This window comes from Pseudomonas sp. S04, from assembly GCF_009834545.1.
Taxonomy (GTDB): Bacteria; Pseudomonadota; Gammaproteobacteria; order Pseudomonadales; family Pseudomonadaceae; genus Aquipseudomonas.
Window position 1 is genome coordinate 1,860,634 of the sequence record NZ_CP019427.1, and the last position, 26,396, is coordinate 1,887,029.

The 26,396-nt window shown below is 62.0% G+C and carries 22 protein-coding genes; 17 read left to right on the forward strand and 5 right to left on the reverse strand.

All coding sequences use genetic code 11. The features are described 5' to 3' along the window. Nucleotides 1-111: 111 nt before the first annotated feature. On the reverse strand, nt 112-918 hold the full coding sequence (locus PspS04_RS08265) for a c-type cytochrome (RefSeq protein WP_159994531.1): 807 nt from the start codon (nt 916-918) through the stop codon (nt 112-114). A 583-nt stretch (nt 919-1,501) separates the two neighbouring features. On the opposite strand from PspS04_RS08265, the gene PspS04_RS08270 reads away from it, so the two are divergent. From PspS04_RS08270 to PspS04_RS08315, 10 genes are all read left to right on the forward strand, one after another. Then, a complete protein-coding gene (locus PspS04_RS08270) occupies nt 1,502-2,707 on the forward strand; it encodes an acetyl-CoA C-acetyltransferase (protein ID WP_159994533.1) in 1,206 nt (401 codons plus the stop codon). Nucleotides 2,708-2,734: 27 nt separating this feature from the next. Next, nucleotides 2,735-4,879, forward strand: a complete 2,145-nt coding sequence (locus PspS04_RS08275) for a 3-hydroxyacyl-CoA dehydrogenase NAD-binding domain-containing protein (RefSeq protein ID WP_095167707.1) — start codon at nt 2,735-2,737, stop codon at nt 4,877-4,879. A gap of 96 nt (nt 4,880-4,975) precedes the next feature. Further along, nucleotides 4,976-5,704, forward strand: a complete 729-nt coding sequence (locus PspS04_RS08280) for an amidotransferase (RefSeq protein WP_095167709.1) — start codon at nt 4,976-4,978, stop codon at nt 5,702-5,704. Between the two features lie 489 nt (nt 5,705-6,193). Further along, the gene (locus tag PspS04_RS08285; protein ID WP_095167711.1) at nt 6,194-6,910 is read left to right on the forward strand and encodes an MgtC/SapB family protein; all 717 of its coding nucleotides are present in this window, start codon (nt 6,194-6,196) and stop codon (nt 6,908-6,910) included. A gap of 82 nt (nt 6,911-6,992) precedes the next feature. Further along, complete coding sequence (locus tag PspS04_RS08290) at nt 6,993-7,619, forward strand: response regulator transcription factor (RefSeq protein ID WP_095167712.1); 627 nt, start codon at nt 6,993-6,995, stop codon at nt 7,617-7,619. A 9-nt stretch (nt 7,620-7,628) separates the two neighbouring features. Then, entirely contained in the window at nt 7,629-11,255 is a 3,627-nt protein-coding gene (locus PspS04_RS08295) for a transporter substrate-binding domain-containing protein (RefSeq protein ID WP_159994535.1), read from the forward strand. A gap of 141 nt (nt 11,256-11,396) precedes the next feature. After that, nucleotides 11,397-12,599 carry an EAL domain-containing response regulator gene (locus PspS04_RS08300; RefSeq protein ID WP_159994537.1) on the forward strand — a complete coding sequence of 401 codons (1,203 nt, stop codon included), beginning with the start codon at nt 11,397-11,399 and terminating at the stop codon, nt 12,597-12,599. Nucleotides 12,600-12,724: 125 nt separating this feature from the next. Further along, nucleotides 12,725-13,159 (forward strand): response regulator, encoded by a 435-nt coding sequence (locus tag PspS04_RS08305; protein WP_159994539.1) that lies wholly within the window; start codon nt 12,725-12,727, stop codon nt 13,157-13,159. 135 nt (nt 13,160-13,294) lie between these two features. Beyond that, nucleotides 13,295-13,942: a response regulator transcription factor gene (locus PspS04_RS08310; RefSeq protein WP_159994541.1), complete on the forward strand. Its 648-nt coding sequence runs from the start codon at nt 13,295-13,297 to the stop codon at nt 13,940-13,942. 12 nt (nt 13,943-13,954) lie between these two features. After that, nucleotides 13,955-17,191, forward strand: coding sequence for a transporter substrate-binding domain-containing protein (locus tag PspS04_RS08315; protein ID WP_159994543.1), 3,237 nt, complete (start codon nt 13,955-13,957; stop codon nt 17,189-17,191). 52 nt (nt 17,192-17,243) lie between these two features. Here PspS04_RS08315 and PspS04_RS08320 read toward each other — a convergent pair whose 3' ends face one another. Then, nucleotides 17,244-18,152 carry a LysR substrate-binding domain-containing protein gene (locus tag PspS04_RS08320; RefSeq protein ID WP_095167722.1) on the reverse strand — a complete coding sequence of 303 codons (909 nt, stop codon included), beginning with the start codon at nt 18,150-18,152 and terminating at the stop codon, nt 17,244-17,246. A 104-nt stretch (nt 18,153-18,256) separates the two neighbouring features. On the opposite strand from PspS04_RS08320, the gene PspS04_RS08325 reads away from it, so the two are divergent. The 4 genes from PspS04_RS08325 (at nt 18,257) to PspS04_RS08340 (ending at nt 22,197) form a co-directional block, all read left to right on the forward strand. Further along, nucleotides 18,257-19,123 carry a pirin family protein gene (locus PspS04_RS08325; protein WP_159994545.1) on the forward strand — a complete coding sequence of 289 codons (867 nt, stop codon included), beginning with the start codon at nt 18,257-18,259 and terminating at the stop codon, nt 19,121-19,123. 93 nt (nt 19,124-19,216) lie between these two features. Beyond that, entirely contained in the window at nt 19,217-19,900 is a 684-nt protein-coding gene (locus PspS04_RS08330; protein WP_095078858.1) for an isochorismatase family protein, read from the forward strand. 57 nt (nt 19,901-19,957) lie between these two features. Continuing rightward, entirely contained in the window at nt 19,958-20,584 is a 627-nt protein-coding gene (ycaC, locus tag PspS04_RS08335; RefSeq protein ID WP_095167725.1) for an isochorismate family cysteine hydrolase YcaC, read from the forward strand. Nucleotides 20,585-20,754: 170 nt separating this feature from the next. Then, the gene (locus tag PspS04_RS08340; protein WP_159994547.1) at nt 20,755-22,197 is read left to right on the forward strand and encodes a mechanosensitive ion channel domain-containing protein; all 1,443 of its coding nucleotides are present in this window, start codon (nt 20,755-20,757) and stop codon (nt 22,195-22,197) included. Nucleotides 22,198-22,205: 8 nt separating this feature from the next. Here PspS04_RS08340 and PspS04_RS08345 read toward each other — a convergent pair whose 3' ends face one another. The 3 genes from PspS04_RS08345 to PspS04_RS08355 all read right to left on the reverse strand — a co-directional run bounded on the left by PspS04_RS08345 (nt 22,206) and on the right by PspS04_RS08355 (nt 23,921). Beyond that, complete coding sequence (locus tag PspS04_RS08345; RefSeq protein WP_095167729.1) at nt 22,206-22,601, reverse strand: GFA family protein; 396 nt, start codon at nt 22,599-22,601, stop codon at nt 22,206-22,208. Nucleotides 22,602-22,628: 27 nt separating this feature from the next. After that, nucleotides 22,629-23,018: a VOC family protein gene (locus PspS04_RS08350; RefSeq protein WP_159998756.1), complete on the reverse strand. Its 390-nt coding sequence runs from the start codon at nt 23,016-23,018 to the stop codon at nt 22,629-22,631. Nucleotides 23,019-23,156: 138 nt separating this feature from the next. Continuing rightward, on the reverse strand, nt 23,157-23,921 hold the full coding sequence (locus tag PspS04_RS08355) for an AraC family transcriptional regulator (RefSeq protein ID WP_095167732.1): 765 nt from the start codon (nt 23,919-23,921) through the stop codon (nt 23,157-23,159). Nucleotides 23,922-24,019: 98 nt separating this feature from the next. Between PspS04_RS08355 and PspS04_RS08360 the strand changes: the two genes are divergently transcribed. The 3 genes from PspS04_RS08360 (at nt 24,020) to PspS04_RS08370 (ending at nt 26,364) form a co-directional block, all read left to right on the forward strand. Continuing rightward, a complete protein-coding gene (locus tag PspS04_RS08360; RefSeq protein WP_159994549.1) occupies nt 24,020-25,165 on the forward strand; it encodes an MFS transporter in 1,146 nt (381 codons plus the stop codon). Nucleotides 25,166-25,367: 202 nt separating this feature from the next. Continuing rightward, a complete protein-coding gene (locus PspS04_RS08365) occupies nt 25,368-25,748 on the forward strand; it encodes a type 1 fimbrial protein (RefSeq protein ID WP_159994551.1) in 381 nt (126 codons plus the stop codon). Between the two features lie 115 nt (nt 25,749-25,863). Next, nucleotides 25,864-26,364 (forward strand): sigma-70 family RNA polymerase sigma factor, encoded by a 501-nt coding sequence (locus PspS04_RS08370; RefSeq protein ID WP_095167737.1) that lies wholly within the window; start codon nt 25,864-25,866, stop codon nt 26,362-26,364. Nucleotides 26,365-26,396 lie beyond the last annotated feature (32 nt).

Consider the following 26,396-nt stretch of genomic DNA (forward strand, 5'->3'; position numbering starts at 1 on the left):
GGCGTGCCTGCATCGCGAGCAGGCTCGCTCCCACAGTGGCTCTTGCGGTGATCAACAGGCCTTGTGGGAGACATCCGCGCGCGCTCCGCTTGCTCGCGATGGGGCCACCCGTCAGGGTTTCACCTTGCGCCCCGCCATATGCCGCAAGTACGCCACCAACTGCGCCAACTCTTCATCCTTCAACACCGCCTGGGAGAACCCCGGCATCTTCGCCTGGGGCCATTGGCGCAGGCTTTGCGGGTCGCGGATGTAGCGTTCGAGAAACTGCGCGCCAAAATATTCGGTAGGGCTGAAGGGGATGTTCAGGTCTGGCCCGAACTGCGCGTCACCCCCGCCGTTGAGGCGATGACAGGCCAGGCAGTTTTTCTGGAACAGGGCAAAGCCCAGGTTGATCGGGTCACGGGTGGGGAGGGCAGGGTCCGGCAGCAGGGCCGGGAAACGCTCGGCGACGGCGGCCAGGCGCTTGATGCTGGCGACCTGGAACGGCCATTGCTCCGGGCTGATCCCCGCGGCCTGGGGGTGAGTCCAGACCAGGTAGAACGGACCCGCGCTGGGTTTGCCAGGCGCCAGTGCCGGCCACGGATGCGCCGGGTCTTCAATGGCCAGCCAGGCCTGGGCGCCCTGTGTCGCGAGCAAGGGGGCCGCCGCCAGCTCTGCGGCGAAACCATCCAGGGCCACGGCCTGCAGGTGATGGTCGGCCTTGACGCCCGTCAGCAGCGCTGCCAGGGGCACCGCTCGGTAGTCCATGTCGCGCTTATAGGAAACGTCGTCAGCAACACGGATGGTCTGTGCCAACGGATGGTGCAGCAGCTCCTCGGTCTGCCAGGTGCGGCTGTCGGCACCCAGGTCGAGCACCAGTTGTGCGGCATGCAAGGGCGTGCCGAGGAGCAAGGCTGCAAGCAGAATCAAAGCTTTCACGTAATAGCCATCCGGTCGTGGTCATGCCGCCAAGGTTGGCACAAGCACACGAGGGCGAACAGTAAGGTGTCGCAACACTTGGCGTTGGATCAGCCAATCACCTTGGTCAGGTTCGGCAGAATCAACAGCAGGGTGGTGGCGAAGAGAATGAGCCCGGCTTGACGCACTTTCGATTGTTTGAACATGGCTGACCGCCTTTTTTGTTATTTCCTGAGCGTCGAATGCTTGCCTGCAAATCTCCATCGGCAAAGCGCTGTAGGGTCCAGCTACCGGGTGCCTCGGCAAAACCCGACGACAACCTCGTAAGCTTTACCTTAGGGGCCACGCGGGCTGTGGCTTAGATCCATTTCATATCAGCTAAGCGCAAAAGGCAGCTAAAAAAGCATGAGGCCTATTGCCATCTGCGTGGTCGGCCTTTTGCTAGACAGTTCGCTGACCTGAAACGGTTAACCCAAATGCTGACGACCGTTCGTCTGAGCATGAGCGTCAAGGCCATTGAGCGTATCGGTCATTGAATCCCTCACCCGTCGGCCTAAGGTGGACACTCATTGATCTTTTACCTGCCCGCCAGTACGAGGATGTCATGACCCAAGCTTTGATTTTCGATGCGATACGCACGCCCCGTGGTCGTGGCAAGGCCGATGGTGCCTTGCACAGCGTCAAGCCGGTGAACCTGCTGGCGGGCCTGCTGGGGGCGCTGCAACAACGTAGCCAGCTCGATACCAGCCAGGTTGATGACATCGTGCTCGGGTGTGTGACGCCGGTCGGCGACCAGGGCGCCGACATCGCCAAGACGGCCGCCCTGGTAGCCGATTGGGATGTCAGCGTCGCTGGCGTGCAGATCAATCGCTTCTGCGCCTCGGGTCTGGAGGCGGTGAACCTGGGGGCCATGAAAGTGCGCTCCGGGTTCGAGGACCTGGTGGTGGTCGGTGGTGTCGAGTCGATGTCGCGCGTGCCGATGGGCAGCGATGGCGGCGCCTGGGCGCTGGACCCGCAAACCAACCTGCACACTCACTTCACGCCACAGGGCGTGGGCGCCGACCTGATTGCCACGCTCGAAGGCTTCAGTCGCGAGGATGTCGACACGTTCGCCTTGCAGTCACAACTCAAGGCCGCCCGGGCGCGCGCAGCGGGGGCGTTCAACAAGTCGCTGATACCGGTGCAGGACCAGAATGGCATCGTGCTGCTCGAGCAGGATGAATTCATCCGCGCCGACACCACCCTTGAAGGCCTGGGCAAACTCAAGCCGAGCTTCGAGATGATCGGGCAGATGGGCTTCGACGCGACTGCGTTGCGGGTCTACAGCCATGTCGAGCGGATCCGTCACGTGCACACCCCGGGCAACAGTTCCGGAATCGTCGACGGGGCGGCGCTGATGCTGATCGGCTCCGAAGCCAAGGGCAAGGCGCTGGGCCTGCAGCCACGGGCGCGGATCGTCGCCACCGCAGTCACCAGCACCGACCCGACCATCATGCTCACCGGCCCCGCACCGGCGACCCGCAAGGCCCTGGCCAAGGCCGGGTTGCGGGTCGAAGACATCGACCTGTTCGAGGTCAACGAAGCGTTTGCCTCGGTGGTGCTCAAGTTCATCAAGGACATGGCCATCGATCCGGGCAGGGTCAACGTCAATGGCGGCTCGATTGCCATGGGGCATCCGCTGGGCGCTACCGGCTGCGCGATTCTCGGCACCTTGCTTGATGAGCTGGAAGCGCGCCAGCAGCGTTTTGGCCTGGCCACGCTCTGTGTCGGTGGCGGCATGGGTATCGCCACCATCATCGAACGCCTCTGAGCCCCCTGACTTCAAGGAAACATGTTCATGACTGATGCCATTCGTTACGAAAAAGGTCAGGACCAGATCGTGGTCCTGACCATCGATATGCCGGGCCAGAGCGCCAACACCATGAATGCGCTGTACCGCGAGGCCATGGCTGGCTGTGTCGCGCGGCTGCTCGCCGAGCAGGACAGCATCGCCGGGGTAATCATCACCTCGGCCAAGAAGACCTTTTTTGCCGGCGGCGACCTCAATGAATTGATCAAGGTCGGCAAACCCGAGGCCAAGGCGTTCTACGCCATGGTCCTGGAACTCAAAAGCCAGCTGCGCAGCCTGGAGACCCTGGGTAAACCAGTGGTCGCGGCGATCAATGGCGCGGCGCTGGGCGGTGGCTGGGAAATCTGCCTGGCCTGCCATTACCGGGTCGCCTTGGACCACAGTGCGGTGCAGATCGGCCTGCCAGAAGTCACCCTCGGCCTGTTGCCGGGCGGTGGCGGAGTGGTGCGCATGGTGCGCCTGCTGGGCCTGGAGAAAGCCCTGCCATACCTGCTCGAAGGCAAGAAAGTCCGCGCCCAGCAAGCATTGCAGGCCGGGCTGATCGATGAGTTGGCGCTGGATCACGCTGACATGCTGGCCAAGGCCCGCGCCTGGATCCTGGCCAATCCGGCGGCGGTGCAGCGCTGGGACGTCAAGGGTTACCAGATCCCCGGTGGCACGCCGGCCCATCCCAAGGTCGCGCAGATGCTGGCCATCGCCCCGTCGATTCTGCGCAGCAAGACCCAGGGTTGCCTGCCGGCACCGGAGAAAATCCTCTGCGCGGCCGTCGAGGGCGCCCAGGTGGATTTCGCTACGGCACAGTTGATCGAAACCCGTTACTTCACCGAGCTCACCACCGGCCAGGTGGCGAAGAACATGATTGGTACCTTCTGGTTCCAGCTCAATCAGATCAATGCCGGCGGTTCGCGGCCGGCGGGTTTTGCGCCGTACCAGACACGCAAGGTCGGGGTGCTCGGTGCGGGCATGATGGGCGCCGGCATTGCCTACGTAAGCGCGGTGGCGGGCATCGAGGTGGTGCTCAAGGACATCAACCTGGCGGCAGCCGAGAAGGGCAAGGCTCATTCGGCGACATTGCTCGAGCAGAAAGTCGCCCGCGGCCAGTTGAGCGCCGAGCAGCGCGACGCCACGCTGGCGCGGATCACGCCCACCGAGCAGGATGCCGACCTGGCCGGTTGCGACCTGGTAATCGAAGCGGTGTTCGAAGACCGCGAACTCAAGGCCCGAGTTTCGGCGGCCGCCCAGGCAGTGGTCGGTGCCGACGCGGTGATCGCCTCCAACACCTCGACCCTGCCCATCGGCGGCCTGGCCCGGGCAGTGCCGGACCAGGGCAAATTCATTGGCCTGCACTTCTTCAGCCCGGTGGAAAAAATGCCCCTGGTGGAAATCATCAAGGGTGCTCACACCAGCGATGAAACCCTGGCCCGGGGCTTCGATTTTGTCCTGCAAATCAACAAGACCCCGATTGTGGTCAACGACAGTCGGGGGTTCTTCACTTCGCGGGTATTTGGCACCTTCACCAACGAAGGCATTGCCATGCTCGGCGAGGGTATCGCCGCGCCCATGATCGAAACCGAGGCCCGCAAGGCCGGGATGCCGATTGGCCCCCTGGCGATCTCCGACGAGGTCTCCCTGAGCCTGATGAGCCACATCCGCCAGCAGACCGCCAAGGACCTGCAAGCCGAAGGCAAGCCATTACCAGAGCATCCGGCGTTTGCCGTGATCGATCTGCTGCTCAATGAGTACAAACGGGCGGGCAAGGCTGCTGGCGGTGGTTTCTACGACTACCCGGCCGGAGCGCCAAAACATCTGTGGGCGCAATTGAAAACCCGCTTCGAGCAGACGGATGGGCAGATTTCGCCACAGGATGTGCGCGATCGCCTGTTGTTCGTGCAGGCCATCGAGACCGTGCGCTGTGTGGAAGAGGGCGTGCTGATGTCGACGGCCGACGCCAACATCGGTTCGATCTTCGGTATCGGCTTTGCCCCGTGGACGGGCGGGGCACTGCAGTTCATCAACCAGTATGGGCTCAAGGATTTTGTCGCCCGTGCCCGCTACCTGGCCGAGCAGTACGGTGAGCGCTTTGCGCCGCCGGCGCTGTTGCTGGAAAAAGCAGCCAAGGGCGAGCTGTTCTGAGGCGGTGAGGGCGCATCTCGGGGCTTGCCTTGCCAGGGTGTTTCAAGGCAGGCTCTGGGGTGTCAATTATTCCCATCATCGTGTCAGGTATTTTTTATGTCGCTACGCATCTGCATTCTGGAAACCGACATCCTGCGTCCAGAACTGGTCGATCAATACCAGGGTTACGGGCAGATGTTCCAGCGCCTGTTTTCCCAGCAACCGATCGCCGCCGAGTTCACCGTGTACAACGTAATGCAGGGCGAGTATCCGAGCGATGACCTGACATTCGACGCCTACCTTGTCACCGGCAGCAAGGCCGATTCGTTCGGCACCGACCCCTGGATCGAAACCCTCAGGACTTACCTGCTGGCGCGCTATGAGCGCGGCGACAAGCTGCTGGGCGTGTGCTTCGGCCATCAACTGCTGGCACTGTTGCTGGGTGGCAAGAGCGAGCGTGCGAGCCAGGGTTGGGGCGTGGGTATCCATAACTACAAAATGGCGGCCAAGGCCCCCTGGATGAGCCCGGTGCGCGAGGAGCTGACGCTGCTGATCAGCCACCAGGACCAGGTCACCGCGCTGCCGGAGAACGCCACGGTGATTGCTTCCAGCGATTTCTGCCCCTTTGCGGCGTATCACATCAACGATCAGGTGTTGTGTTTCCAGGGGCATCCCGAGTTCATCCACGACTACTCGCGGGCGTTGCTGGACATTCGCCAGCAGTTTCTCGGCGAACAGATCTACCAGCAAGGCGTGGCCAGCCTCGACCAGGACCACCATGGCAGCACCGTAGCCGAGTGGATGATGCGGTTTGTCGCGCACAAGCCTGACGCCCAGGCGTCCTGAGTACGACGTTAGTGCGGGGGTGGTTTAGTCCCACCCTCAGCCTGAATCGGTACTGAACGGCTGGGGAATCGCCCCGCATAATCGGCCATCAAGGTTTACCCTGCGCAACGCGAGGCGTAAGCTGCGCGCGTTTTCAACCTTTACGGAGACCCACAGTGGGTACTTGTTCGAGCGACAGTCGTCGGCCGGTTACGATAACCGGCACCTTCTCGGCAAGATAACGCGCAACCCGCTTGTGCCGTTGTCTCGCCGATAAACAGCGAGCAGCGGTTTCCTCCGGTCAAGGCCAGTCCTGGCCGACGTGTGACACCCCTCTCATCGACACTGAACAGCCTGTGTTGGCCACCTTGGGTGGACCAGACCCGCTGTCGACACGCCAGTCTTTTGCCCGGCGCGTCACCCCTGTCCCGGTTGGTTTGCGGGGCAGCGCTCGGTCGTACCGGCTTGAGGGTCTTCCTGCACTTGGCAACCCAGTCAGGAAATCTACCTATGCAAGCACTCAACAACATCAATCTCGACTCACTGGTCGACACCTTGGTCAGCCTCAGCGCCGCCTTCATCCTGGGTGGACTGATCGGCTTCGAGCGCCAGTACCGCCAACGTACGGCGGGCCTGCGCACCAACGTACTGGTGGCCGTTGGCGCGGCGATATTTGTCGACATGGCCAACCGCCTGGCCGGCGCCGAGGGGGCCGTGCGGGTGGTGGCCTATGTGGTCTCCGGGATCGGCTTTCTCGGCGCCGGGGTGATCATGCGCGAGGAGGGCAATGTCCGCGGCTTGAACACCGCCGCTACCCTCTGGGCCTCGGCGGCAGTCGGCGCCTGTGCCGGCGCTGACCTGGTGCTCGAGGCGCTGCTGGGCACCTTGTTCGTGTTGGCGGCGAACACGTTGCTTCGGCCGATCGTCAATAACATCAACCGCCAGCCGCTGGATGTGGTCTCGGCCGAAGTGACCAATATCGTCTATGTCATCGCCCAACGCTCTCGGCAAAAAGCCGTGTTGGCCCTGCTCGAAGCTGAGCTGGAACGCAGCAACTACCCGGCCAGCGACGTCGACGTGCACGCCTTTGGCAGCGATGAAGTGGAGATCGAAGCGACCCTGGCCACCACCTCGGTGGACGGCGACGAACTGGACGCCCTGGTGGCGCGCTTGAGCCTGTCGCCGCTGGTGCAACAAGCCTTCTGGAGCCCGAGCACCACCGAGTGAAGGCGCCACCGCGCGCACAGGGCAGGGAATGTTGCGGCCAGACGGGATATCATGGCGTTTTGCTTGGTCTGCAGGGGTCCCCATGTACAAGGCACTGATCGTGGACGATCACCCGTTCATTCGGTCTTCAGTGAGGGTGCTGCTGGAGCAGGAACAATTTGCCGTGGTGGCCGAGGCGGGCAACGGTGCCGATGCCGTGCAACTGGCGCGCGAGCACGTGCCCGACCTGGTGTTGCTGGACATCGCCATGCCCAAGCTGGACGGCCTGGAGGTCATCAGCCGGATCAGCGCCCTGCGCCTGCCGATCAGAATTCTGGTGCTGACCTCCCAGGCCCCGCAGTTCTATGCCATGCGCTGCATGAAGGCCGGTGCTGCCGGCTACCTGTGCAAGACCGATGACGTCGGCGAACTGCGCAAGGCCATCGCCGCGGTGATGCACGGCTACACGTTTTTCCCCAACCTGGCCGACAGCTCGGTACGCCGCAGCGACGGCCAGACCAGCGAACTGGAGCTGATCCAGAGCCTGACCGACCGGGAACTGAGCATCCTCCAGCAACTGTCCAACGGCTTGAGCAACAAGCAGATCGCCGAGGCAATGCTGCTGAGCAGCAAGACCGTGAGCACCTACAAGACCCGCCTGATCGAGAAGCTCAACGTCAAGTCGGTGGTGTACCTGGCGGACTTCGCCAAACGTAACAACCTGCTGTAGATGAGGTCCATGGGAAGGTACCTGGGCGCGCTCGGCGTCGTGCTCCTGTCGCTCGCGAGCAGTCTGCTGGCGGCCGAGCCCTTGACCTACAAACTGCTGGGGCGCTCCACGGTCGAGGGTTACCAGGTCGAACTCGACGACAGCGACCGGCAGTGGTTGCACAAGCAGGGCACGCTGGTGCTCGGGGCATCGGAGCCTGAGTACCCACCGTTCGGAATCACCAGCAATGGCCGCGATTATGAAGGCATCACCGCCGACTATGCGCACCTGCTCGGGCAATTGCTGGGAGTCGAGGTCAAGGTCCGCAGCTACGGCTCGCGGGGCGAAGTGATCGCGGCACTCAAGGCGCGCCAGATCGATTTTCTTGGCACCTCCAACGGCTTCGAGGTCGCCGACCCGCAGGTGGTGCTGTCCAACGCCTATGCCGATGACCAGCCGACCCTGGTCAGCCGGATCGATGCTCCCCGGGAAGTCACCCCGGACCTGGCGGGCAAGCGCCTGGCCATGGTCTATTACTACCTGCCTCCCGACCAGGTGCAGGCCTTCTACCCCAAGGCGCAGTTGCAACTGTACCCCTCGACCCTGAGTGCGATAGGTGCGGTCGCGTTTGGCCAGGCGGATGTCTACATCGGCGACGCCATCGGCGCCAACTACCTGATTCTGAAAAACTACCTGAACAACGTTCAGTTGGTCGATTTCTCGCGCATGGAGGTCAACGATTTTTCCTTCGCCCTGGCCCGGAACAACCCGCGTTTGCTACGCCTGATCAATGCCGCATTGGCCGCTATACCCGCGGAAGAACGGCAGACCATCCTGCGGCGTTGGAATGCCGGCAGCGCCAGTCTCTCGGGGAAAAATCGCGTGCAATTCACGGCCAGCGAACAGCGCTGGATGGACGCTCACCCCCGGGTGCGGGTGGCCGTCGACAGCAGCTTTGTACCGCTGTCGTTCTACAGCAGCGAGGGTGAGTTTCGTGGGGTAACGGCTGATCTGCTGGCCAAGATCAGCCTGCGCAGCGGCTTGAAATTCGACATTCAACGAGGCTTTGCCGTGCCTGAGCTGGTCCAGCGGATCGAGTCGGGCCAGGCCGATCTGCTGGTGTCCCTGACCGCGAGTGCCGAGCGAGAAGGCAAGCTGCGCTTCACCCGTCCTTATCTCAATACCCCCTACGTGCTGGTCAGCCGCGCGACCGACAACGCGGCGGCGACCCTGGATGAACTGGATGGTCGGCGCTTGGTCCTGACCCAGGGCAGCGCCGTCAAGGACATGATTGCCGCGCGTTATCCGGGCATTCAGCTGCTCGAGGCAGACAACGCCCTGAAGGCCATGGCGATGGTGGCCAGCGGCGAAGTGGATGCTGCGGTCAGTGCGTTGATTACCGCGCGCTACATGATTTCCTGGCAGTACCGCGACCAATTGCAGATCACCAGTACCGTCGGCACGTCTGCGGCTTATATGGCCTTTGCCACCGGGCGCGAGGCGCGGGAGCTGCATTCGATCCTGGACAAGACCATGTTCAGCATCCCCCCGGAAGAAATGGACGAACTGACCAATCGCTGGCGCAGCGAGGTGGTGGTCGATGACAGTTACTGGCTGCGCTACCGTTCGACGATCATCCAGGGTTTTGCCATTGCCGGCCTGCTGTTGGTGGTGGCGCTGGTATGGATCGGCTACCTGCGCCGCCTGATTCACAAACGCGAGCAGGCCGAACAGGCGCTCGGCGATCAACTGGAGTTTATGCGCGTGTTGATCGACGGTACGCCGCACCCGATCTATGTGCGCGATCGCCAGGGTTGCCTGATGGTCTGTAACAACGCCTATTTGCAGGTGTTCGGGGTTGAGCGCGAGTCGGTCGTCGGCAAGACCGTGATCACCGGCAAGCTCAAGAGCGTGGTCGAAGCCAGGGTTTTCCACGAAGAGTATCTGCAGGTGATGGCGCAGGGGTTGCCGCGGGTGCTCGATCGGCAGTTGACCCTGTCGGCCACGGATGTGCGCACCATCTATCACTGGATGCTGCCCTACCGGGGCAGCGCCGGCCAGGTCAAAGGCATTATCGGTGGCTGGATCGACGTCAGCGAGCGCCAGCAATTGCTGGAACAGTTGCGCGAAGCCAAGGACGAGGCCGACGCGGCCAATCGGGCCAAGACCACCTTCCTCGCGACCATGAGCCACGAGATCCGCACCCCGATGAACGCGGTGATCGGCATGCTCGAGCTGGCGATGAAAAAGGCCGAGCAAGGGATCATGGACCGCTTTGCCGTCGAGGTGGCCTCAGGCGCGGCGCGAGGCCTGCTGGAGTTGATCGGCGACATCCTCGACATCTCGCGTATCGAGTCCGGGCACCTGTCGCTGGCGCCCGAGCGCGCCAATCTGCGCGCCCTGGTGGAGTCGGGTGCACGGATTTTCGAAGGACTGGCCCGTCAGAAGCAGTTGCACCTGCACCTGGAGGTGGATGCCGCCGCCAACCAGGATGTGCTGGTCGACCCGCTGCGCTTCAAGCAAATCATTTCCAACCTGCTGAGCAATGCCATCAAGTTCACTGAAAAGGGCCAGGTGCGCCTGCGGGTGCAGGTCACGCCGGGTGGTGACGGCCAGGGGCTGACGGTGCTCGTACGGGTGGAAGATTCCGGCAGCGGGATTTGCCTGGCAGACCAGCAACGCCTGTTCAGTCCCTTCAGCCAGGCCAGCAACAACCTGCAGTCGGCGCGCAGCGGCTCCGGCCTGGGCTTGATGATCAGTCGCACGCTGTGCGAGATGATGGGCGGCACGCTGCAACTGTCCAGTGTACTGGGCCAAGGCACGCAGATTGAGGTGGGCCTGCACTTGCCAGTTCTCGAACCCCTGGCTACCGCCCTTGAGGACAAGGAAGCGCCCGCGGCGCAGGGCCAGGAGCTGAATATCCTGGTGATTGATGACTACCCGGCCAATCGCCTGTTGTTGTCCCAGCAACTGACTTACCTGGGGCATCGGGTCAAGGAAGCGCAGGACGGCGCCCACGGCTTGTGTGTCTGGCGCAGTCAGCATTTCGATGTGGTCATCACCGACTGCAACATGCCACTGATGAACGGCTATGAACTGACCCAGGCGATTCGTGCCGAAGAGCGCGCCAGGGGCATTGAGCCCGGTCTGATCCTGGGCTTCACGGCCAACGCGCAGCCGGAGGAAAAAGTCCGTTGCCGCGAGGCCGGGATGGATGGCTGCCTGTTCAAGCCCATCAGCCTGCGGGACTTGAGTGCGTGCCTGGCGTCCGTGGCCCCGGATACCTTGCCCGTCCCGACCCTCGAGGAGCGTCGCGAGCCCACCGATGCCATCGACCTGGACAACCTCGAACAACTGACCCGCGGTGACCGCACGGTTATCCGCAACCTGCTCGGGGACCTGGCCAGCAGCAACGAAGAGGACATGTCGCGGCTACTGAAGTTGTTCAGCCGTCATGATGTCAACGGTTTGGCAGACCTGGCGCACCGGGTAAAGGGCGGGGCGCGGATCATCAAGGCGCAAGGGCTGATTCACTGTTGTGAGCGTCTGGAGGCGGCCTGCGAGGAGTTCGATGAGGCGCAACTGACGGCTGCGGTAGATGCATTGCAGCAGGCCATGGAGCGCCTGGGCGAAACCCTGGAACAACAGGTGGGCTGAGCGGCAAGGGGGGGCAGCGCGATTGCGAGGGCAAATGGGTAACTCTGGGAAAATTCCTACAAGTTTTAGGACGTTTCCTAATTAAGTTCAGGAAGCGGGCGGTGATAATCAGGAATCTTTTTTACGCAACGGGCCGCCCAAATGATACTGCCGATCAGGGTTCTGGTACTTGAGGATCACCCCTTTGTCCGCGCTGTAGCGGTCAAGATACTCACGCAATTGGGCTGCGAGGCGGTATTCCAGGCCAGTGATGGCGAGCAGGCGCTGGCGGTCCTGGATGAAGTAGGTGCCGTGGACATTGCCCTGTGCGACCTGTGCATGGAGGGCATGGATGGTCTGGAGTTCTTCCGTCAGGTCGGACAGTGCGGGTTGGTCGGCTCGATCATCATCAGCAGCTCGCTGTCGGCGGACCTGCGCCGCGCGGTGCGGCAGATCGTGGCGTTGTCGGGGCTCAGGCTGCTGGGGGATGTCGGTAAACCCTTGCATCCGCAGGCGCTGGGCCAGTTGCTGGAAAAACACCTGATCAGTCCCCGCGAAGAGCGAGTGCCACAGCCAGCACCGCCGCCAGTCTGTGCCAACGAAGTGCGCCACGCCCTGCACGATGGTCAGTTCCAACCCTACTACCAGCCTAAAGTCGACCTGTTGAGCGGCGCGGTCTGTGGCGTGGAAGTGCTGGTGCGCTGGAATCACCCGTTTCGTGGGCTGCTGTCGCCCGTAGCGTTCCTGCCGGAGCTTGAGCGTGCCGGCTTGCTGGATTCGCTGTTGTTCACCCAGATCGACCAGGCCCTGACCCTGCAACGCCAGGCGCGTGAGCAGGGCTTTGCGGTCAACGTTGCGTTCAACCTGCACGCCCAGCAATTGGCCAATCCACAACTGGTCCCCACCATCCGCGGCATTCTTGCGCTGCAGGGCACGCCAGGCTCGAGCCTGACCTTCGAACTGACCGAAAGCGGCCTGCTGGAAGCCCCGGCTACCAGCCTTGAGAGCCTGGTGCGCTTGCGCATGATGGGCTGCCAGCTGTCGATCGATGACTTCGGTGCCGGCTTTTCCTCGTTGCAGCGCCTGTGCCAACTGCCGTTCAACGAGATCAAGCTGGACGCCGAGTTCGTCCGCACCTTTGAGGATCAGCCGCGTTGCCGGGCAGTGATCAGCAGCACCCTGGCCCTGGGGGAGGCCTTGGGCATGTCGGTGGTGATCGAAGGGGTCGAGACCGAGCAGCAGCGCCAGCAGTTGCTTGATTTGGGCTGTACCCAGGCCCAGGGCTATCTGTTTGCCCGCCCCATGAACGGCCCCGATCTGTTGCGCTGGCTGCAGGCGTCTGCGCTCGGGCAACAAAAAACCTGATCGAGAATGGAACTGTTTCTTTAGGAATAGTCCTACAGAAACGTCGCGATGTTGCGCTTAGTCTTGCAGCCTCTTGAAAGGGCTGGTTAAAGACCGGTCGCATTGTCTTTGCAGAGTTAGTCACCATGCCAAATAAAGCCTTACGCATCCTGATCGCCGATGAGCAGCATTTTCATCGCATGAAAATCGAACGTGGCCTGAACCAGCTCGGTTACTACCGGATTGCTCCCGTGCACTCGCTCGAAGAACTGCTGATTGTGGTGGAGTACGGCTGCGAGCCCTTTGACCTGGTCATCCTCAATGCCAACCTGGCCACCGAAGGCGGGCTGGACCCGTTGGGTTTGTGCCAGGACAACCTGCAGATCCGTCATGCCTTGATCTACGATGCCGAGCAGGCCGGGCTGCCCGCCCTGTATGCCGTTGCACAGCGCAAGGTGCGGCTCCACCAGGCCCGTCTACCCGACCAGGAAACCCTGGAGAGCCTGATGCGGCGGGTCGATACACCTATTCCACTGTCCGAGCGTGGACATGGCTGGCCGCGTGACAGTTTGCGCGCCTGAATAGCCTTGAACTGGACTACCGTTCGTCGGAACTGTCAGATCTGACAGGTAGTCCGGGCGTCATCCCCCGTGCAATAGTCTTGGCGCAGCCGTAGCGCCTGCGTTGGCGCACGCCGTGTACATCAGGAACTATCCATGAGCTCACTGTTGATCATCGATGATCATCCGGTAATTCGTGCCGCTCTGAAAATGATGCTTGGAGCCCTCAAGGACGCCCGCGACCGGCCGGTCTTCACGACCATCCTGGAGGCTTCCAGCGGGATTGAGGCCCTGCAGATGATTCATCAGCACGCGCCCTCGCTGCTGGTGCTCGACCTCAATATGCCAGGGCTCAGCGGGCTGGACTTTCTCAGTCGCCTGCAGCGTGAACAGATCCCTACGCGGGCGGTGGTGTTCACCGCCAACGAACCGCGGTTTTACATGGAGCGCTGCACCCGGGTCGGTGCCATGGGCTTCGTCGAAAAAACCAACGACCTGCAGGAGCTGCGCAAAGCTGTTCAAGCGCTGCTCAGTGGCTACACCTATTTCCCCCGGCTGGATACCAGCACGGTCAATCTCAGCAGCGTGCAACTCGACGAGCAGAAGATGATCGACACGCTCTCGGACCGCGAGCTGAGCATTTTCCAGGCGCTCGCCCGTGGTGTTAGCAACAAGGAAATCGCCGAGCGCCTGCACCTGAGCCACAAGACAGTCAGCACCTACAAGACCCGCCTGATCGATAAACTCAACGTGAAATCCCTGGTCCACTTGAGGGATTTTGCCCAGCGCAATCATCTGATCTGAAGGGCCATCGACATGCGCGCCTGGCTGCTGCTGTTGACGTTGCTCAACCTGTGGTGGTCGGCGAACAGCCCTGCCGCCGGACCGCAACCCTTGCAGTTGTTGGGGCGCTCGAGTGTCGAAGGTTATCGGGTCGAGCTCGCGGCAACCGACCGGCGCTGGCTGAGGACCCAGGGCCGTTTGCGGTTGGGCGCTTCGGCGCCGGATTACCCACCTTTCGAAAACACGATCAATGGGGATAATTTCGAGGGTATCACCGCCGATTTTGCCGGGTTGATCGGCCAGTTGCTGCATATCCGGGTGGAAGTCCAACGCTACGATTCGCGTCAGGCGGTGATTGCCGCGCTCAAACGGGGCGAGGTCGATCTGCTGGGGGCGGCCAATGGTTTTGAAGCGGCCGACCCGCAGTTGGTGATGTCCCGCGCCTATGCCGAGGATGCGCCCATCCTGGTGACCCGCCGGGGCGACAATGCGCGCCTGGCCCCCGATCTGGCGAACCTGCGGGTGGCGATGCTCGACCATTACCTGCCGCCGCAGACTATCCGGGCCGCTTATCCCAAGGCGCACCTGGAGTTGTATCACTCGACCTTGAACGCAGTCGGCGCGGTGGCGTTTGGCGGAGCGGATGTGTACCTGGGAGACTCCATCAGCGCCAGCTACCTGATCAACAACCACTACCTGAGCAACGTGCAACTGGCTCAATTCGCGCGGCTGGAAGTCAACCCGTTCGGCTTTGCCCTGAGTGTCGACAACCCGCGGTTGCGGCGCATCATCGACGCCGCGCTGGCGGCGATTCCCGAGCAGGAGCGCACCAGCATCCTGCGCCGCTGGAGCGCCGGCAGCAGTTTTGGCGACAACCAACAGGTGCAGTTGAGCGCGAGCGAGCAGCGATGGCTGGAGCAACACCCCCAGGTCAAGGTTGGCTTCCTGCGCAACTTCGCACCGCTGTCGTATGAGGACGAAAATGCACAATTTGCCGGGCTCGGCGCCCAGGTCCTGGACCGTATCAGCCTGCGTACCGGGCTGAAATTCCAGGCGCTGGCGGGTGACTCCCTCGGTGGCCAGATCGCCCGGCTCCAGGCCGGCGAGCTGGACGTACTGGCCGGAATCACCCCGACCCTCGAACGCCAGGCCTTGCTGCGGTTCACTCGACCTTATCTGATCAACCCTTATGTATTGGTCTGCGCGATCGGCAACCAGCCCCCGGTCACGCTCAAGGATCTGGCGGGCAAGCGGGTGGCGGTGGTCAGCCGCAACCCGCAACGCGAGCTGATCCGCAGCCAGGCCGCCAACGTGCGCTTCATCGAGGTCGACAGTCCCGCCCAGGCGATGGCGCTGGTGGCCAGCGGCGGGGCGGAGGCGGCGTTGAATACCTTGATCAGCGCGCGCTACATCATTGCCCGGCAATACCGTGACCAGCTCCAGGTGGCCAGTACCGTGGGCGCCGAACCGGTGCACATCAGCTTTGCCACGCAGCGTGGGGCGGTTGAGTTGCAGTCGATCCTGAACAAGGCGTTGCTCAGTATTGCGCCGGAAGAAATGGACGAGTTGGCCAACCGCTGGCGCACTGGACAGCCGGTCAACGACAGCTATTGGGCGCGCTATCGCACCCCGATCATCCAAGGTTTTGTGGCCGCCAGCCTGTTGTTGCTGCTGGCGCTGGGCTGGATCACTTATCAGCGGCAGTTGATCCGCAAGCGGCAACTGTTGCTGGATCAAGTGCAGCAGGCCCGGGCCGACGCCGACGACGCCAACCGCGCCAAGAGCACCTTCCTGGCAACCATGAGCCATGAAATCCGCACGCCGATGAACGCGCTGATCGGCATGTTGGAGCTGGCGAGCAAAAGTGCCGAACAGGGGGTGACCGACCGCGTCGCGATCGAGGTCGCATCGAATGCCGCGCAGCACCTGCTGGAGCTGATTGGCGACATTCTCGACATCTCGCGGATCGAGTCCGGGCATTTGACCCTGGTGCCGGAGCGGACCAACCTGCGACTGCTGGTGACATCGTTGAGTGCAGTTTTCGAAGGCCTGGCGCGGCAGAAAAACCTGGAGTGGCAGGTGGAACTGGACGTGCACTGCCAGCGTGATGTGTTGATCGACCCGATGCGTTTCAAACAGGTTCTGTCCAATCTGTTGAGCAACGCTATCAAGTTTACCCACGCCGGCTACATTCGCCTGAGGTTGCGGGTGGTATCAGGCAACATTGCCGGGCATGTGGTGGTCAAGGTGCTGATCGAGGACAGCGGAATCGGCATCAGCACCAATGACCAACAACGCCTGTTCAGCCCCTTCGTGCAGGCAGCCCAGGGCTCGCAGCACGGGCGCAGTGGCTCGGGCCTGGGCCTGGTGATCAGCCGCTCCTTGTGCGAAATGATGGCGGGGCAACTGCACCTGAGCAGTGTGCTGGGCAGTGGTACCCGGGTCGAAGTCACCCTCGACCTACCGACGCTGCCATCCTTGAGCGAGTTGCCGCCCGGCAGCGATGTGCCGACAGCGGAACCAGGGCGTTCGTTGAATGTGCTGGTGGTGGATGACTATCCGGCCAATCGCCAGTTGCTCGCCCAACAACTGAGCCACCTGGGGCATCAGGTACAGGTCGCCAACGATGGCGCGCAAGGGCTGCAAGCCTGGCGTGACCAGGCGTTCGACGTGGTCATCAGCGACTGCCACATGCCCGCGCTCAACGGTTATGAATTGGCGGCCGCGATCCGCGACGAAGAGCGTCGCCTGGGCTTGCCTTGCTGCCTGATCCTGGGCTTTACCGCCAACGCCCAACCCGAGGAAAAGATCCGTTGCCTGGAGGCCGGGATGGATGATTGCCTGTTCAAGCCCATTGGCCTGCGCGACCTCAGTGCCGCCCTTGCGCGGGGCGCACTCAACAGCGACGGGCCGTTGTCGCCTGTGTCAGTCGGTGATGCCGCGGCTGGTATCGACCTCAGTGGGCTGCGGCTGATGAGCGGGGATGATCCAGCGATGATCGACGCTCTGCTGGTGCAATTGGCGGCCAGCAATGCCGAGGACATGGCGCGCCTGCAGGAACTGCATGCACGAGGCGATGTGCCAGGCTTGCTGGAGCTGGCTCACCGCATCAAGGGCGGGGCAAACATGGTCAGGGCTTGGCAACTGATTCACGGTTGCGAGCTGCTCGAGTCCGCCTGCCAGGAATCCGCCGGCAGTGCGGCCCTGGAGCAGGCGGTGCAAGATCTAGGGTCCGCTATGCGGCGTCTGGACCAGTCCCTCAAAGGCTGAGCCGCGCGAGTTAATCCCAGTCCGGAGCAATGCCTTTGGGCCAGCCTTGCTCCTACGCGATGTCGCTGTGGCTGAATTCTTCTCCCAGGAAGTCGATCAGGGCGCGCACCGATGGCAACAAACCGCGACGCGACGGGAAGATCGCATGGACAATCCCGCACTTGGGCGCCCAGCCCGGCACCAGTTCGATCAGGCGCCCGGCGGCCAGGTCGTCGCGCACCACCACGGCCGGCAGATGAGCAATTCCCAGGCCTTGCAGGACGGCCGTGCGCAGGGCGATCAAGTCGTCGGTTACCAGGCGCGGATGATGGCGGATCAGCGCAGTGGCGCCTTCCGGGCCGAACAGCTCCCACTGGTATTCCCGTTGCGCCGCGCCCCAGTGCAGGCTGGGCAGTCCGCTCAGGTCGGCGGGCAGGGCGGGCGCCGACAAGCGCTGGGCAAACGCCGGGCTGCCCACCAGCACCTGGGTGCTGTTGCCTAGCACTTTCATCACCAGGTCGGTGTTTTCCAAGGGCGGAAAACGCACGCGCAGGGCGATATCAAAGCCCTCGTGGATCAAGTCGACGCGGCGGTTGGTGCTCTCGATGAACAACTCCACCAACGGGTACTTGAGCATGTAGCGCGTCAGCATCGGCCCGACCCAGGAGTTGAGCAGCGCGGTCGGGCAACTGATGCGCACCAGGCCCTGGGGTTCGGAGCGATTGCGCTCGATCAGTTCGGCGGCGCTTTCCGCTTCCACGCGCATCGCCAGGCAGCGCTGGTAATAGGCCTGGCCGATTTCGGTGAGCGAGCAATGCCGGCTGGAGCGGTGGATCAGGCGCACGCCCAGGCGCTCTTCGAGCTGGGCGATACGCCGGCTGAGCTTGGATTTCGGCATGTCCAAGGCACGCCCGGCCGCGGCAAATCCGCCGTGTTCAACCACCTCGGTGAAGTAATACAGGGTGTTCAGGTCTTCCACTATCGTTCCTCAAATAGAACGCTAAGAGCGATTTTTGCAGTCTATCCCATCAAAGGTGGCGGATTTAAGCTTTGTCCATGTTCTGACTCAACCCATTCGGAGGCACCATGAAAAACATCATCGGTATCTACACCAGCCCAAAAACGCACTGGGTGGGCGATGGTTTCCCGGTTCGCACACTGTTTTCCTACGACAACCTGGGCAAGCACATCAGCCCATTCCTGCTGCTCGATCATGCCGGTCCTGCGCAATTTACCCCCACCAATGCCCGGCGCGGCGTTGGCCAGCACCCGCACCGCGGTTTTGAAACCGTGACCATCGTCTACGACGGCGAAGTGGAGCACCGCGACTCCACCGGCAGCGGCGGCAAGATCGGACCTAGCGACGTGCAATGGATGACCGCGGCCTCCGGGATCCTGCACGAGGAGTACCACTCCGAGGCGTTCGCCAAGAAGGGCGGCACCCTGGAGATGGTCCAGCTGTGGGTCAACTTGCCCGCCAAGGACAAAATGGCCGAGGCCGGCTACCAGACGATCCTCGATGCAGACATCCCGAGCATCGCCCTGAAGAACAAGGCCGGCAGTCTGCGTCTGATTGCCGGTGAGTTCGACGGTCACAAGGGGCCGGCGCGCACGTTCACCCCGATCGACGTCTGGGACATCCGCCTGAATGCCGGCAAGGTGCTCAACCTGGACCTGCACGAAGGTCGCAACACCGCCCTGGTGGTGCTGCGCGGCACGGTTCAGGTCAACGGCCAGGAACTGGTGCGTCAAGGGCAGTTGGCGCTGTTCGAACGCAATGGCGACCAACTTAGCCTGGAAGCCAACGGCGATGCCGTGGTGCTGCTGCTCAGCGGTGAGCCGATCGACGAGCCGATCGTCGGTCACGGTCCGTTCGTAATGAACAGCGAGCAGGAGATTCACCAGGCGTTCGCCGACTTCCAGTCCGGACGCTTCGGCCAGATGCAGGGTTAAGCAGTACCGGTTCAACCACCCGCTCTACACAGGATGCGTAGGCCGGTTCCTGGGCCAGGGATGGCTGTTGCCCAAACGAAAGAGGAAACGCACATGAGCACCCACAACGCGGCCAACTTCAACGGCCTGAAACCGACCATCGACCCCAACGACAGCGCGCTGCTGTTGATCGACCACCAAAGTGGCCTGTTCCAGATCGTCAAGGACATGGACGTGCCGCAACTGCGTGCCAACGCCATTGCCCTGGCCAAGGCGGCGACCTTGTTGAAGATGCCGGTGATCACCACTGCCTCGGTACCTCAGGGGCCGAACGGGCCGCTGATTCCGGAAATTCATCAAGAGGCACCGCACGCCCGGTACGTGGCGCGCAAAGGTGAAATCAACGCCTGGGACAATCCTGAATTTCGCGCGGCGGTCGAAGCTACCGGCAAGAAAACCCTGGTCATCGCGGGCACCTTGACCAGCGTCTGCCTGGCGTTCCCGTCGATCGCGGCGGTGCATGAAGGCTACAAGGTGTTTGCGGTGGTCGACGCTTCCGGTAACCACTCGAAACTGGCCACTGATCTGACCATTGCTCGCTTGGCGCAAGCAGGGGTGGTGCCGATCGACATCATGGCTACGCTATCTGAGCTGCAAGGCTCGTGGAACCGTCCAGATGCCGAGCAGTGGGCGGCTGTCTACGCCCAGGCCATGCCGCATTATCAATTGCTGATCGAGAGCTACATCAAGGCTCAACAAGTGGCGAACGAACACGAAGTGCTGGACTCCCAGCGCTAACCGGGTACCCCCACGCCGACATTCACTCGGCATCGATAACACGCGAGGACTACTGCAATGACTACTTCTTACAAGCGTCTGGACAAGGATAACGCCGCCGTTCTGTTGGTGGATCACCAGGCAGGCCTGCTGTCGCTGGTGCGCGACATCGACCCCGATCGTTTCAAGAACAACGTGCTGGCCCTGGCCGACCTGGCCAAGTACTTCAAGCTGCCGACCATCCTGACCACCAGCTTTGAAACCGGCCCCAACGGTCCGCTGGTGCCCGAGCTCAAGGCACTGTTCCCGGATGCGCCGTACATTGCCCGTCCTGGCCAGATCAACGCCTGGGACAACGAAGACTTCGTCAAGGCAATCAAGGCCACTGGCAAGAAGCAACTGATCATCGCCGGTGTGGTGACTGAAGTCTGTGTGGCGTTCCCGGCTCTCTCGGCCCTGGCCGAAGGTTTTGAGGTGTTCGTGGTGACGGACGCATCCGGCACCTTCAACGAATTGACCCGGCAATCGGCCTGGGATCGCATGTCGTCCTCAGGCGCCCAACTGATGACCTGGTTCGGCCTGGCGTGCGAGCTGCATCGCGACTGGCGCAACGATGTGGAAGGGCTGGGCACCTTGTTCTCCAACCACATCCCGGACTACCGCAACCTGATGACCAGCTACAACACCCTGACCAACAGCAAGTAACCTTGCCCGGGTGGCGTACCCCGATTCCGTACGCCATCCCTCACCCCCTGTAGGAGCACGCTTGCTCCTACAGGTTTTTCTGCGGTCGCTTCTTTGCCTGCCCTCAATAGCTCCTACACTGTGCCCAATCCGTGCAGTCGTCACGGCATTGGCTTGGCTGGAGTGGTTCGATGCTGTCCTTTTTTACTGATCATCCGCTGATCTGCGCCTTGGCCCTGATTCTTCTCGACATGCTGTTGTGGCGGTTGCTCAGCGCCAGTAGCAGCTATTGGAAGCTGTTGGTGCGGGTGCTGATTTTCTCGCTGTTCAGCATGGTGCTGTTCAACGAAGGCCTGAACCCGCTGCAGACCGCGCCCTGGCCGGACAATGTGCCGTTGCACCTGGCGGCGACCGGCCTGCAGATCGGCTGGTGGCTGTTCGCTGCGAGAACCCTGACGGTGCTGATCGGCGCGCTGATGATGCAGCGCGTCGGGCATACCGGGCGATTGTTGCAGGACCTGCTGGGCGCGGTGATTTTCCTGATTGCGGTGATTGCCGCCCTGGCCTATGTCCTCGACCTGCCGGTCAAGGGCGTGCTGGCCACCTCCGGGGCGGTGGCGATCATTGTCGGCCTGGCGCTGCAAAGTACCCTCAGTGATGTGTTCTCGGGGATCGTGCTCAACACCACCAAACCCTATCAACTCGATGACTGGATCTCCATCGACGGCATGGAAGGCCGGGTCATCGACATCGATTGGCGTGCCACGCGCCTGCAGACCTCCCAGGGCAGCATGGCGGTGATTCCCAACTCACTGGCGGCCAAGGCCAAGATCATCAACTTCAGTCGGCCGAGCGACATTTTCGGCATTGCGGTCAGCGTGCAGGTCAGCCCCCATGCCCGCCCGCAAACAGTGATCGAAGCATTGGAGCGGGCGATGCAGGGTTGCCGGCAGTTACTCGCGAAACCTGCCCCCAGCGTGGCCTTGAAAAGTGTCAGCAGCAGCGGCGTGGAGTACGAGATCAGCGCTTTTGTCAGCTCCATGCTGCACAAGCGTGAAGCGCGCAATGCGCTGTTCGACCTGGCCTTCCGGCACTTGCAGGCTTCGGGTGTGAGTCTTTTGTCCAGCGCGGAAAACCAGGCACCAGAAGGCTACTCGAGGCCGCGGGCACTGCTGGAAAGCTCGAGCATATTCTCCACCCTGCGCCCGGACGAAAAAGACACCTTCAGCCAGAACATGCAGCTCGTAACCTTGCGTGCCGGCGAGATGATCCTGCCCGCGGGCGAGGTCAGCGATCATTTGTTCATCATCGAATCGGGCGTGGTCTCGGTGAGCCTCACTCGCGACGGCAGCCCGTTCGAAGCCGGGCGCATGGGGCCGGGGGAAGTGATTGGCGAAGCCGGCATCCTCTCCGATGCCTCGCTGCCGGCGGACTTTTCGGCCAAGACCTTCTGCACCCTGTACCGCATCGAGAAGGCCTACCTCAAACCCTGCCTCGACGCCCGCCATGACATCAGCGAAGCAATCCAAGCTTTGCTCGACTACCGCCTGCACAGCGCCCAGGCCCTGAGCCAGGAAGTGCCCAAGGTACTGGCGAAGAAAGGTTTTCTACAGTGGTTGCGTCGTCGCGGGTAGCCACCTTGTCAGTGGCCTTGAGTCGGGTCGTTGATCTTCCACCAGGCAGGGCAGCCATCGGTAAATGAGTGAGCCGTAGGGGCAAGCGCTGGCTGATCGGCCTGATCAAAACCGCCGAGTAACAGGGCGACAGTCGGGGCGTCGTCGAGCGCGCCGATGGAGCTGCCGCAGCGGGCGCAGAATGCCCGGCTGGAATAGTCCGATGAGCGGAAAGTGGCGGGCAGGCCACCGGGACCCGTCCAGGTGACATTGGCGCGGGGGAACTCGACCCAGGTCGCGGTCAGCGCTCCGCTGTGCTGCTGGCAGTTCCTGCACGAACAAGTGTGGGGATTGTCCGCAGGACCCATGGCCGTGTAGCGAATCCAGCCACACAGGCACCCGCCTTGATAACTGATGTTGGGCATGCGCACGCTCCGAGGTGAGGGTAGGCGTCAGGCAATCGGCGAGCAGAGTTCCACCAGCGTGCCGTCCGGGCAGCGCACGTAGGACACGGTTTGTCCCCAGGGTTTGTGCACCGGCACGGCGATTTCCCGGGCGCCGGCCTGCAATGCACGAGCATGGGCCGCCAGCACGTCGTCGGTGACCAGGGCGACTTCCATGCCCAGTGGTTTGGCGCTGGCGTGGGCCGAGACGTGGCCAGCGCTGAAATTCATCCCGGCCAGTTCATCGGCGGCGAAGGCCAGGGCGGTCTCGCCGGTTTCCAGCTCGCCGTAGGTGCCCGACTCATGGATGAATCGTGTGGCCAGGCCGAAGGCCGAGGAGAAGAACTCGAGGGACGCGCGAACGTCGGGGACGTAGATGATCAGGTAGCCGAACTTCATCGGTGAACACTCCTTGTTGTCGTGCCGGTTGAAGCGCGAATCTAGCATGTTGCTCTGCGGGCCTGCGAGGTTCTTGCTGACGCCGTAGCGCTGCGGCAGGTCGCTGCCGGTATTTGCCGTTCTAGTGTGCAACTCCCGTTATCGGAAGTAGACGCCGGGTGTCGTGCCGGTCATGGCTTTGAAAAATGCGATGAACGCGCTGTCGCTGGCAAACCCCAACTCGAAGGCGCTGTAGCTGATGTTGCGACCGGTGGCGAGCAATTCGATGGCGCGCATCAGACGCCACTGTTGGCGCCATTGCTGATAGCCCATGCCCGTTTCCCGCTGGAATATCCGTCCAATGGTTTTGCTACTGGCACCCACTCTTGTGGCCAATACGTCTAACTGTGGCGGCAGGTCCTCGAGCGTGGTCAGCAAGGGCGCCAAACGATGATCCCAAGGCAGGGGCAATAGCATCGGCTGGAGGCTGGCCTCACGGATTTCACCCAGACACAATTGCAGCAGATGCATGAACTTGCCCTGTTGCCAGTCGGTATCGAACGGGGCCATGGCAATCGGTTCCAGCACCGCCTGCAGCAACGGGCTGACCTCGATCACGCAGACCTTGCGGGGTAACGATGCAGACAGCTGCGCAGTCAGGTAAACGGATCGGTAATCGACGCTGTGTTGCATGACTGCGCGATGGCTGACCCTTGGCGGGATCCATGCCGCGCGCGATGGGGGCAACAGGCACAGCTGTCCGGCCAGGGTGATCCGGGTGCAGCCCTGGCGGGTGAACAACAACTGCCCGCGTTCGTGCTCATGCAGGCCTGAGTCATGGTTGCCCAGGCAGGCTGCAATGCCAATGACCTCGGCGGGATATACGTCCGGGTCGAAAGATGCCTGGGCTTCAAGCCATGCCATACATTGTCCGATCTTAGTGGTTTTTTGTCCTGATCAAGATAATACGTCAACAACGCTACTTTAAAATCACCACCATTCCTTTAGGTGAGTGAGCCGTCATGGACACCAGTAATTTGCTACGCCTGGCCATTGCCCTGTTGATGTTTGGGCAGGTCGCACAAACCCTCTACAGTCCGGCGTTAACCGATATCGGACAAGTATTTCGGGTGACGCCTGCCGTCGCCGCCCAACTTCTATCAGTGTACTTTCTGGCATTCGCCGCCGGCGTGGTGGTGTGGGGGCGAGCCTGTGACCAGATCGGGCGACGACCCACGATGCTCGCGGGCCTGGCAGTGTATGCCGTCGCCTCGGTCATGGCCCTGGTGGCCAGCACCTTCAGTGTTCTGCTGGCGGTGCAAGCACTGGCAGCCTTCGGTGCTGCGGTCGGTTCGGTGGGGACACAAACAGTGTTGCGGGACCTTTTCGAGGGGGCGGCGTTGGCGCGCGTGTTCTCCCTGGTCGGCATGGCCCTGGCAATCAGTCCGGCGCTGGGTCTCTTTGCCGGTATGACGCTGGTTAGCGAATTTGGCTATCGAGGTGTGCAGGTTTGTCTTTTGGTGTTGGCATTGGCCCTGGTCGCCTGGTGTGCCTGGACTTTGCCCGAGACGCGACCTGAGCGCCGTTGCGCACCCCCCCTGTTCGCAACCTTGTGGCTGATGCTCAAGGACATCGCGATCTGGCGTTCAGCATTGTTGGTGGCGGTATTCAACATTGCGCTTTTGAGCTACTACAGCCTCGCGCCCTTCGAGTTTCAACGCCTGGGACTGAGTCCGGAACTGTTTGGCTATAGCGGAGTGATTCTTGCCCTTGGATCGGGACTGGGGGCGGTGTTGAACACGCAGTTGCTCAAACGCTCAGTTAAGGGACCACGCCTGATCGCGATGGCTGGGATGGTGGCGTTGCTGGGGGCTATAGGGGTACAAGGACTGCACGCCAGTGTCTGGTTCCTAGCGCCGATGTTGTTGGTGGTTATGGCGTTTGGCATGGCGATCCCCAATATCCTGGGTTCAGCACTGGCGGCTTATCGCGATCGCTTGGGGACTGCCGGCGCCTTGTTTGGCTTGATGTATTACATGTTGATAGGCAGTGGCCTGATGCTCGCGGGTTGGAGTCAGAACCTGGGCGGCACGCTGCTGGCCTGCGCTGGGGTGGCGGTACTGTTGAGCTGGCAGGCCCAGCCGCTTGACCTGATCTACGACCGATAGCAGCTGTTTTTACTGGTTCGTGGGGGGATAGAAGCTGGAAGCGCGCGAATGATCGTGATTGTCATATTTGCCGTGGACCTGGCTGACAAGCACCGTGAAATCCTCCTCCCGACCCTCCACAAAAAACCGCTGTGGCTTTAAAAACTCAAGATTCCAGCCAGACTTGCCGATGCAGTCCTTAACCCCCTAAGGAGTGTTGACCATGAACGGCAAGCAGCTATTGCTCGGAATCAGTTTGTACGCTGTATTCAATGGCTCGTGTGTGGCGGCCAGCGCGCCTTTGCAGGGCGTTATCCACTTTCAGGGTGCGATTGTCGAACCCGCCTGCACCTCGAGCACGGGCGCGGGTGCCGTAGTGGCGTTGACGGGGTGCCCGGCGCAGAGCCGGGGTGCGACTATCGAGGCACGACGGGTGATGCCAGTGAGTCATGTCACGGCGCGTGACGCTTCGGCGGTCAAGGCCAAGTTGCTGTCCGATACTGGGCGGGACAGTCGGTATTTCGATCAGCAGTATCAGTTAGTGGACGAAACCGGCAAGCCGCTACGCTCGGGTAATTACCTGATCACCCTGATCATGCCTTGAGAGCGGGTACAACGAATGCAGGCAAGGGTTGAGAGGATGAGTGGTCTGGGCGGTGCATTGCCGGCATTAATAGGAAGCATTACTATTCACGCCCTCGCCACCACAGCGCACCGTGATGACCCCCAAGCTGCCCCGCAGACCCGGATTTTTCGAGCACTACGAAGAGTTGGTCGGAACCTGGACGCGCCGGTTGAGAAATCGCCAGCAAGCCGAGGACCTGGCCCACGACACCTTCGTGCGGGTGCTGGAATCCGACTCGAGCCAGGTGCAGCAGCCGCGGGCCTATTTGCACCAGACTGCGCGCAACATCGCGGTGGATGGTTATCGGCGTGAGGACCGGCGGGGCGCCATGGAGTCCGAGGCGCTGGATCCTCGTGGGTCGTCGAGCGATGACCCGGAGCACTACATGCACGCGATCCAGCTGGCAGACTGCATCGAGCGGGCGCTGTCCGAGTTGCCCGCCAACTGTCGCAAGGTGTTCATCTGGCAGAAGCTCGAAGGGCTGACCCAGGCGGAAATCGCCGAACGCCTGGGACTGTCTAAAAACATGGTGGAAAAGTATATGATCCGCACCCTGCGGCATCTACGTGAGCGCCTCGACGGGGCTGCGCCATGAACAGCCAGCCATTTCCAGCCACCGCCCGACAG

What these genes read in the sequence shown, in the direction of transcription:
- PspS04_RS08270 (WP_159994533.1), top strand. Translation starts at nt 1,502, where the DNA reads ATGACCCAAGCTTTGATTTTCGATGCGATACGCACGCCCCGTGGTCGT.
- PspS04_RS08275 (WP_095167707.1), top strand. Translation starts at nt 2,735, where the DNA reads ATGACTGATGCCATTCGTTACGAAAAAGGTCAGGACCAGATCGTGGTC.
- PspS04_RS08280 (WP_095167709.1), top strand. Translation starts at nt 4,976, where the DNA reads ATGTCGCTACGCATCTGCATTCTGGAAACCGACATCCTGCGTCCAGAA.
- PspS04_RS08285 (WP_095167711.1), top strand. Translation starts at nt 6,194, where the DNA reads ATGCAAGCACTCAACAACATCAATCTCGACTCACTGGTCGACACCTTG.
- PspS04_RS08290 (WP_095167712.1), top strand. Translation starts at nt 6,993, where the DNA reads ATGTACAAGGCACTGATCGTGGACGATCACCCGTTCATTCGGTCTTCA.
- PspS04_RS08295 (WP_159994535.1), top strand. Translation starts at nt 7,629, where the DNA reads ATGGGAAGGTACCTGGGCGCGCTCGGCGTCGTGCTCCTGTCGCTCGCG.
- PspS04_RS08300 (WP_159994537.1), top strand. Translation starts at nt 11,397, where the DNA reads ATGATACTGCCGATCAGGGTTCTGGTACTTGAGGATCACCCCTTTGTC.
- PspS04_RS08305 (WP_159994539.1), top strand. Translation starts at nt 12,725, where the DNA reads ATGCCAAATAAAGCCTTACGCATCCTGATCGCCGATGAGCAGCATTTT.
- PspS04_RS08310 (WP_159994541.1), top strand. Translation starts at nt 13,295, where the DNA reads ATGAGCTCACTGTTGATCATCGATGATCATCCGGTAATTCGTGCCGCT.
- PspS04_RS08315 (WP_159994543.1), top strand. Translation starts at nt 13,955, where the DNA reads ATGCGCGCCTGGCTGCTGCTGTTGACGTTGCTCAACCTGTGGTGGTCG.
- PspS04_RS08325 (WP_159994545.1), top strand. Translation starts at nt 18,257, where the DNA reads ATGAAAAACATCATCGGTATCTACACCAGCCCAAAAACGCACTGGGTG.
- PspS04_RS08330 (WP_095078858.1), top strand. Translation starts at nt 19,217, where the DNA reads ATGAGCACCCACAACGCGGCCAACTTCAACGGCCTGAAACCGACCATC.
- ycaC (WP_095167725.1), top strand. Translation starts at nt 19,958, where the DNA reads ATGACTACTTCTTACAAGCGTCTGGACAAGGATAACGCCGCCGTTCTG.
- PspS04_RS08340 (WP_159994547.1), top strand. Translation starts at nt 20,755, where the DNA reads ATGCTGTCCTTTTTTACTGATCATCCGCTGATCTGCGCCTTGGCCCTG.
- PspS04_RS08345 (WP_095167729.1), bottom strand. Translation starts at nt 22,601, where the DNA reads ATGCCCAACATCAGTTATCAAGGCGGGTGCCTGTGTGGCTGGATTCGC.
- PspS04_RS08350 (WP_159998756.1), bottom strand. Translation starts at nt 23,018, where the DNA reads ATGAAGTTCGGCTACCTGATCATCTACGTCCCCGACGTTCGCGCGTCC.
- PspS04_RS08355 (WP_095167732.1), bottom strand. Translation starts at nt 23,921, where the DNA reads ATGGCATGGCTTGAAGCCCAGGCATCTTTCGACCCGGACGTATATCCC.
- PspS04_RS08360 (WP_159994549.1), top strand. Translation starts at nt 24,020, where the DNA reads ATGGACACCAGTAATTTGCTACGCCTGGCCATTGCCCTGTTGATGTTT.
- PspS04_RS08365 (WP_159994551.1), top strand. Translation starts at nt 25,368, where the DNA reads ATGAACGGCAAGCAGCTATTGCTCGGAATCAGTTTGTACGCTGTATTC.
- PspS04_RS08370 (WP_095167737.1), top strand. Translation starts at nt 25,864, where the DNA reads ATGACCCCCAAGCTGCCCCGCAGACCCGGATTTTTCGAGCACTACGAA.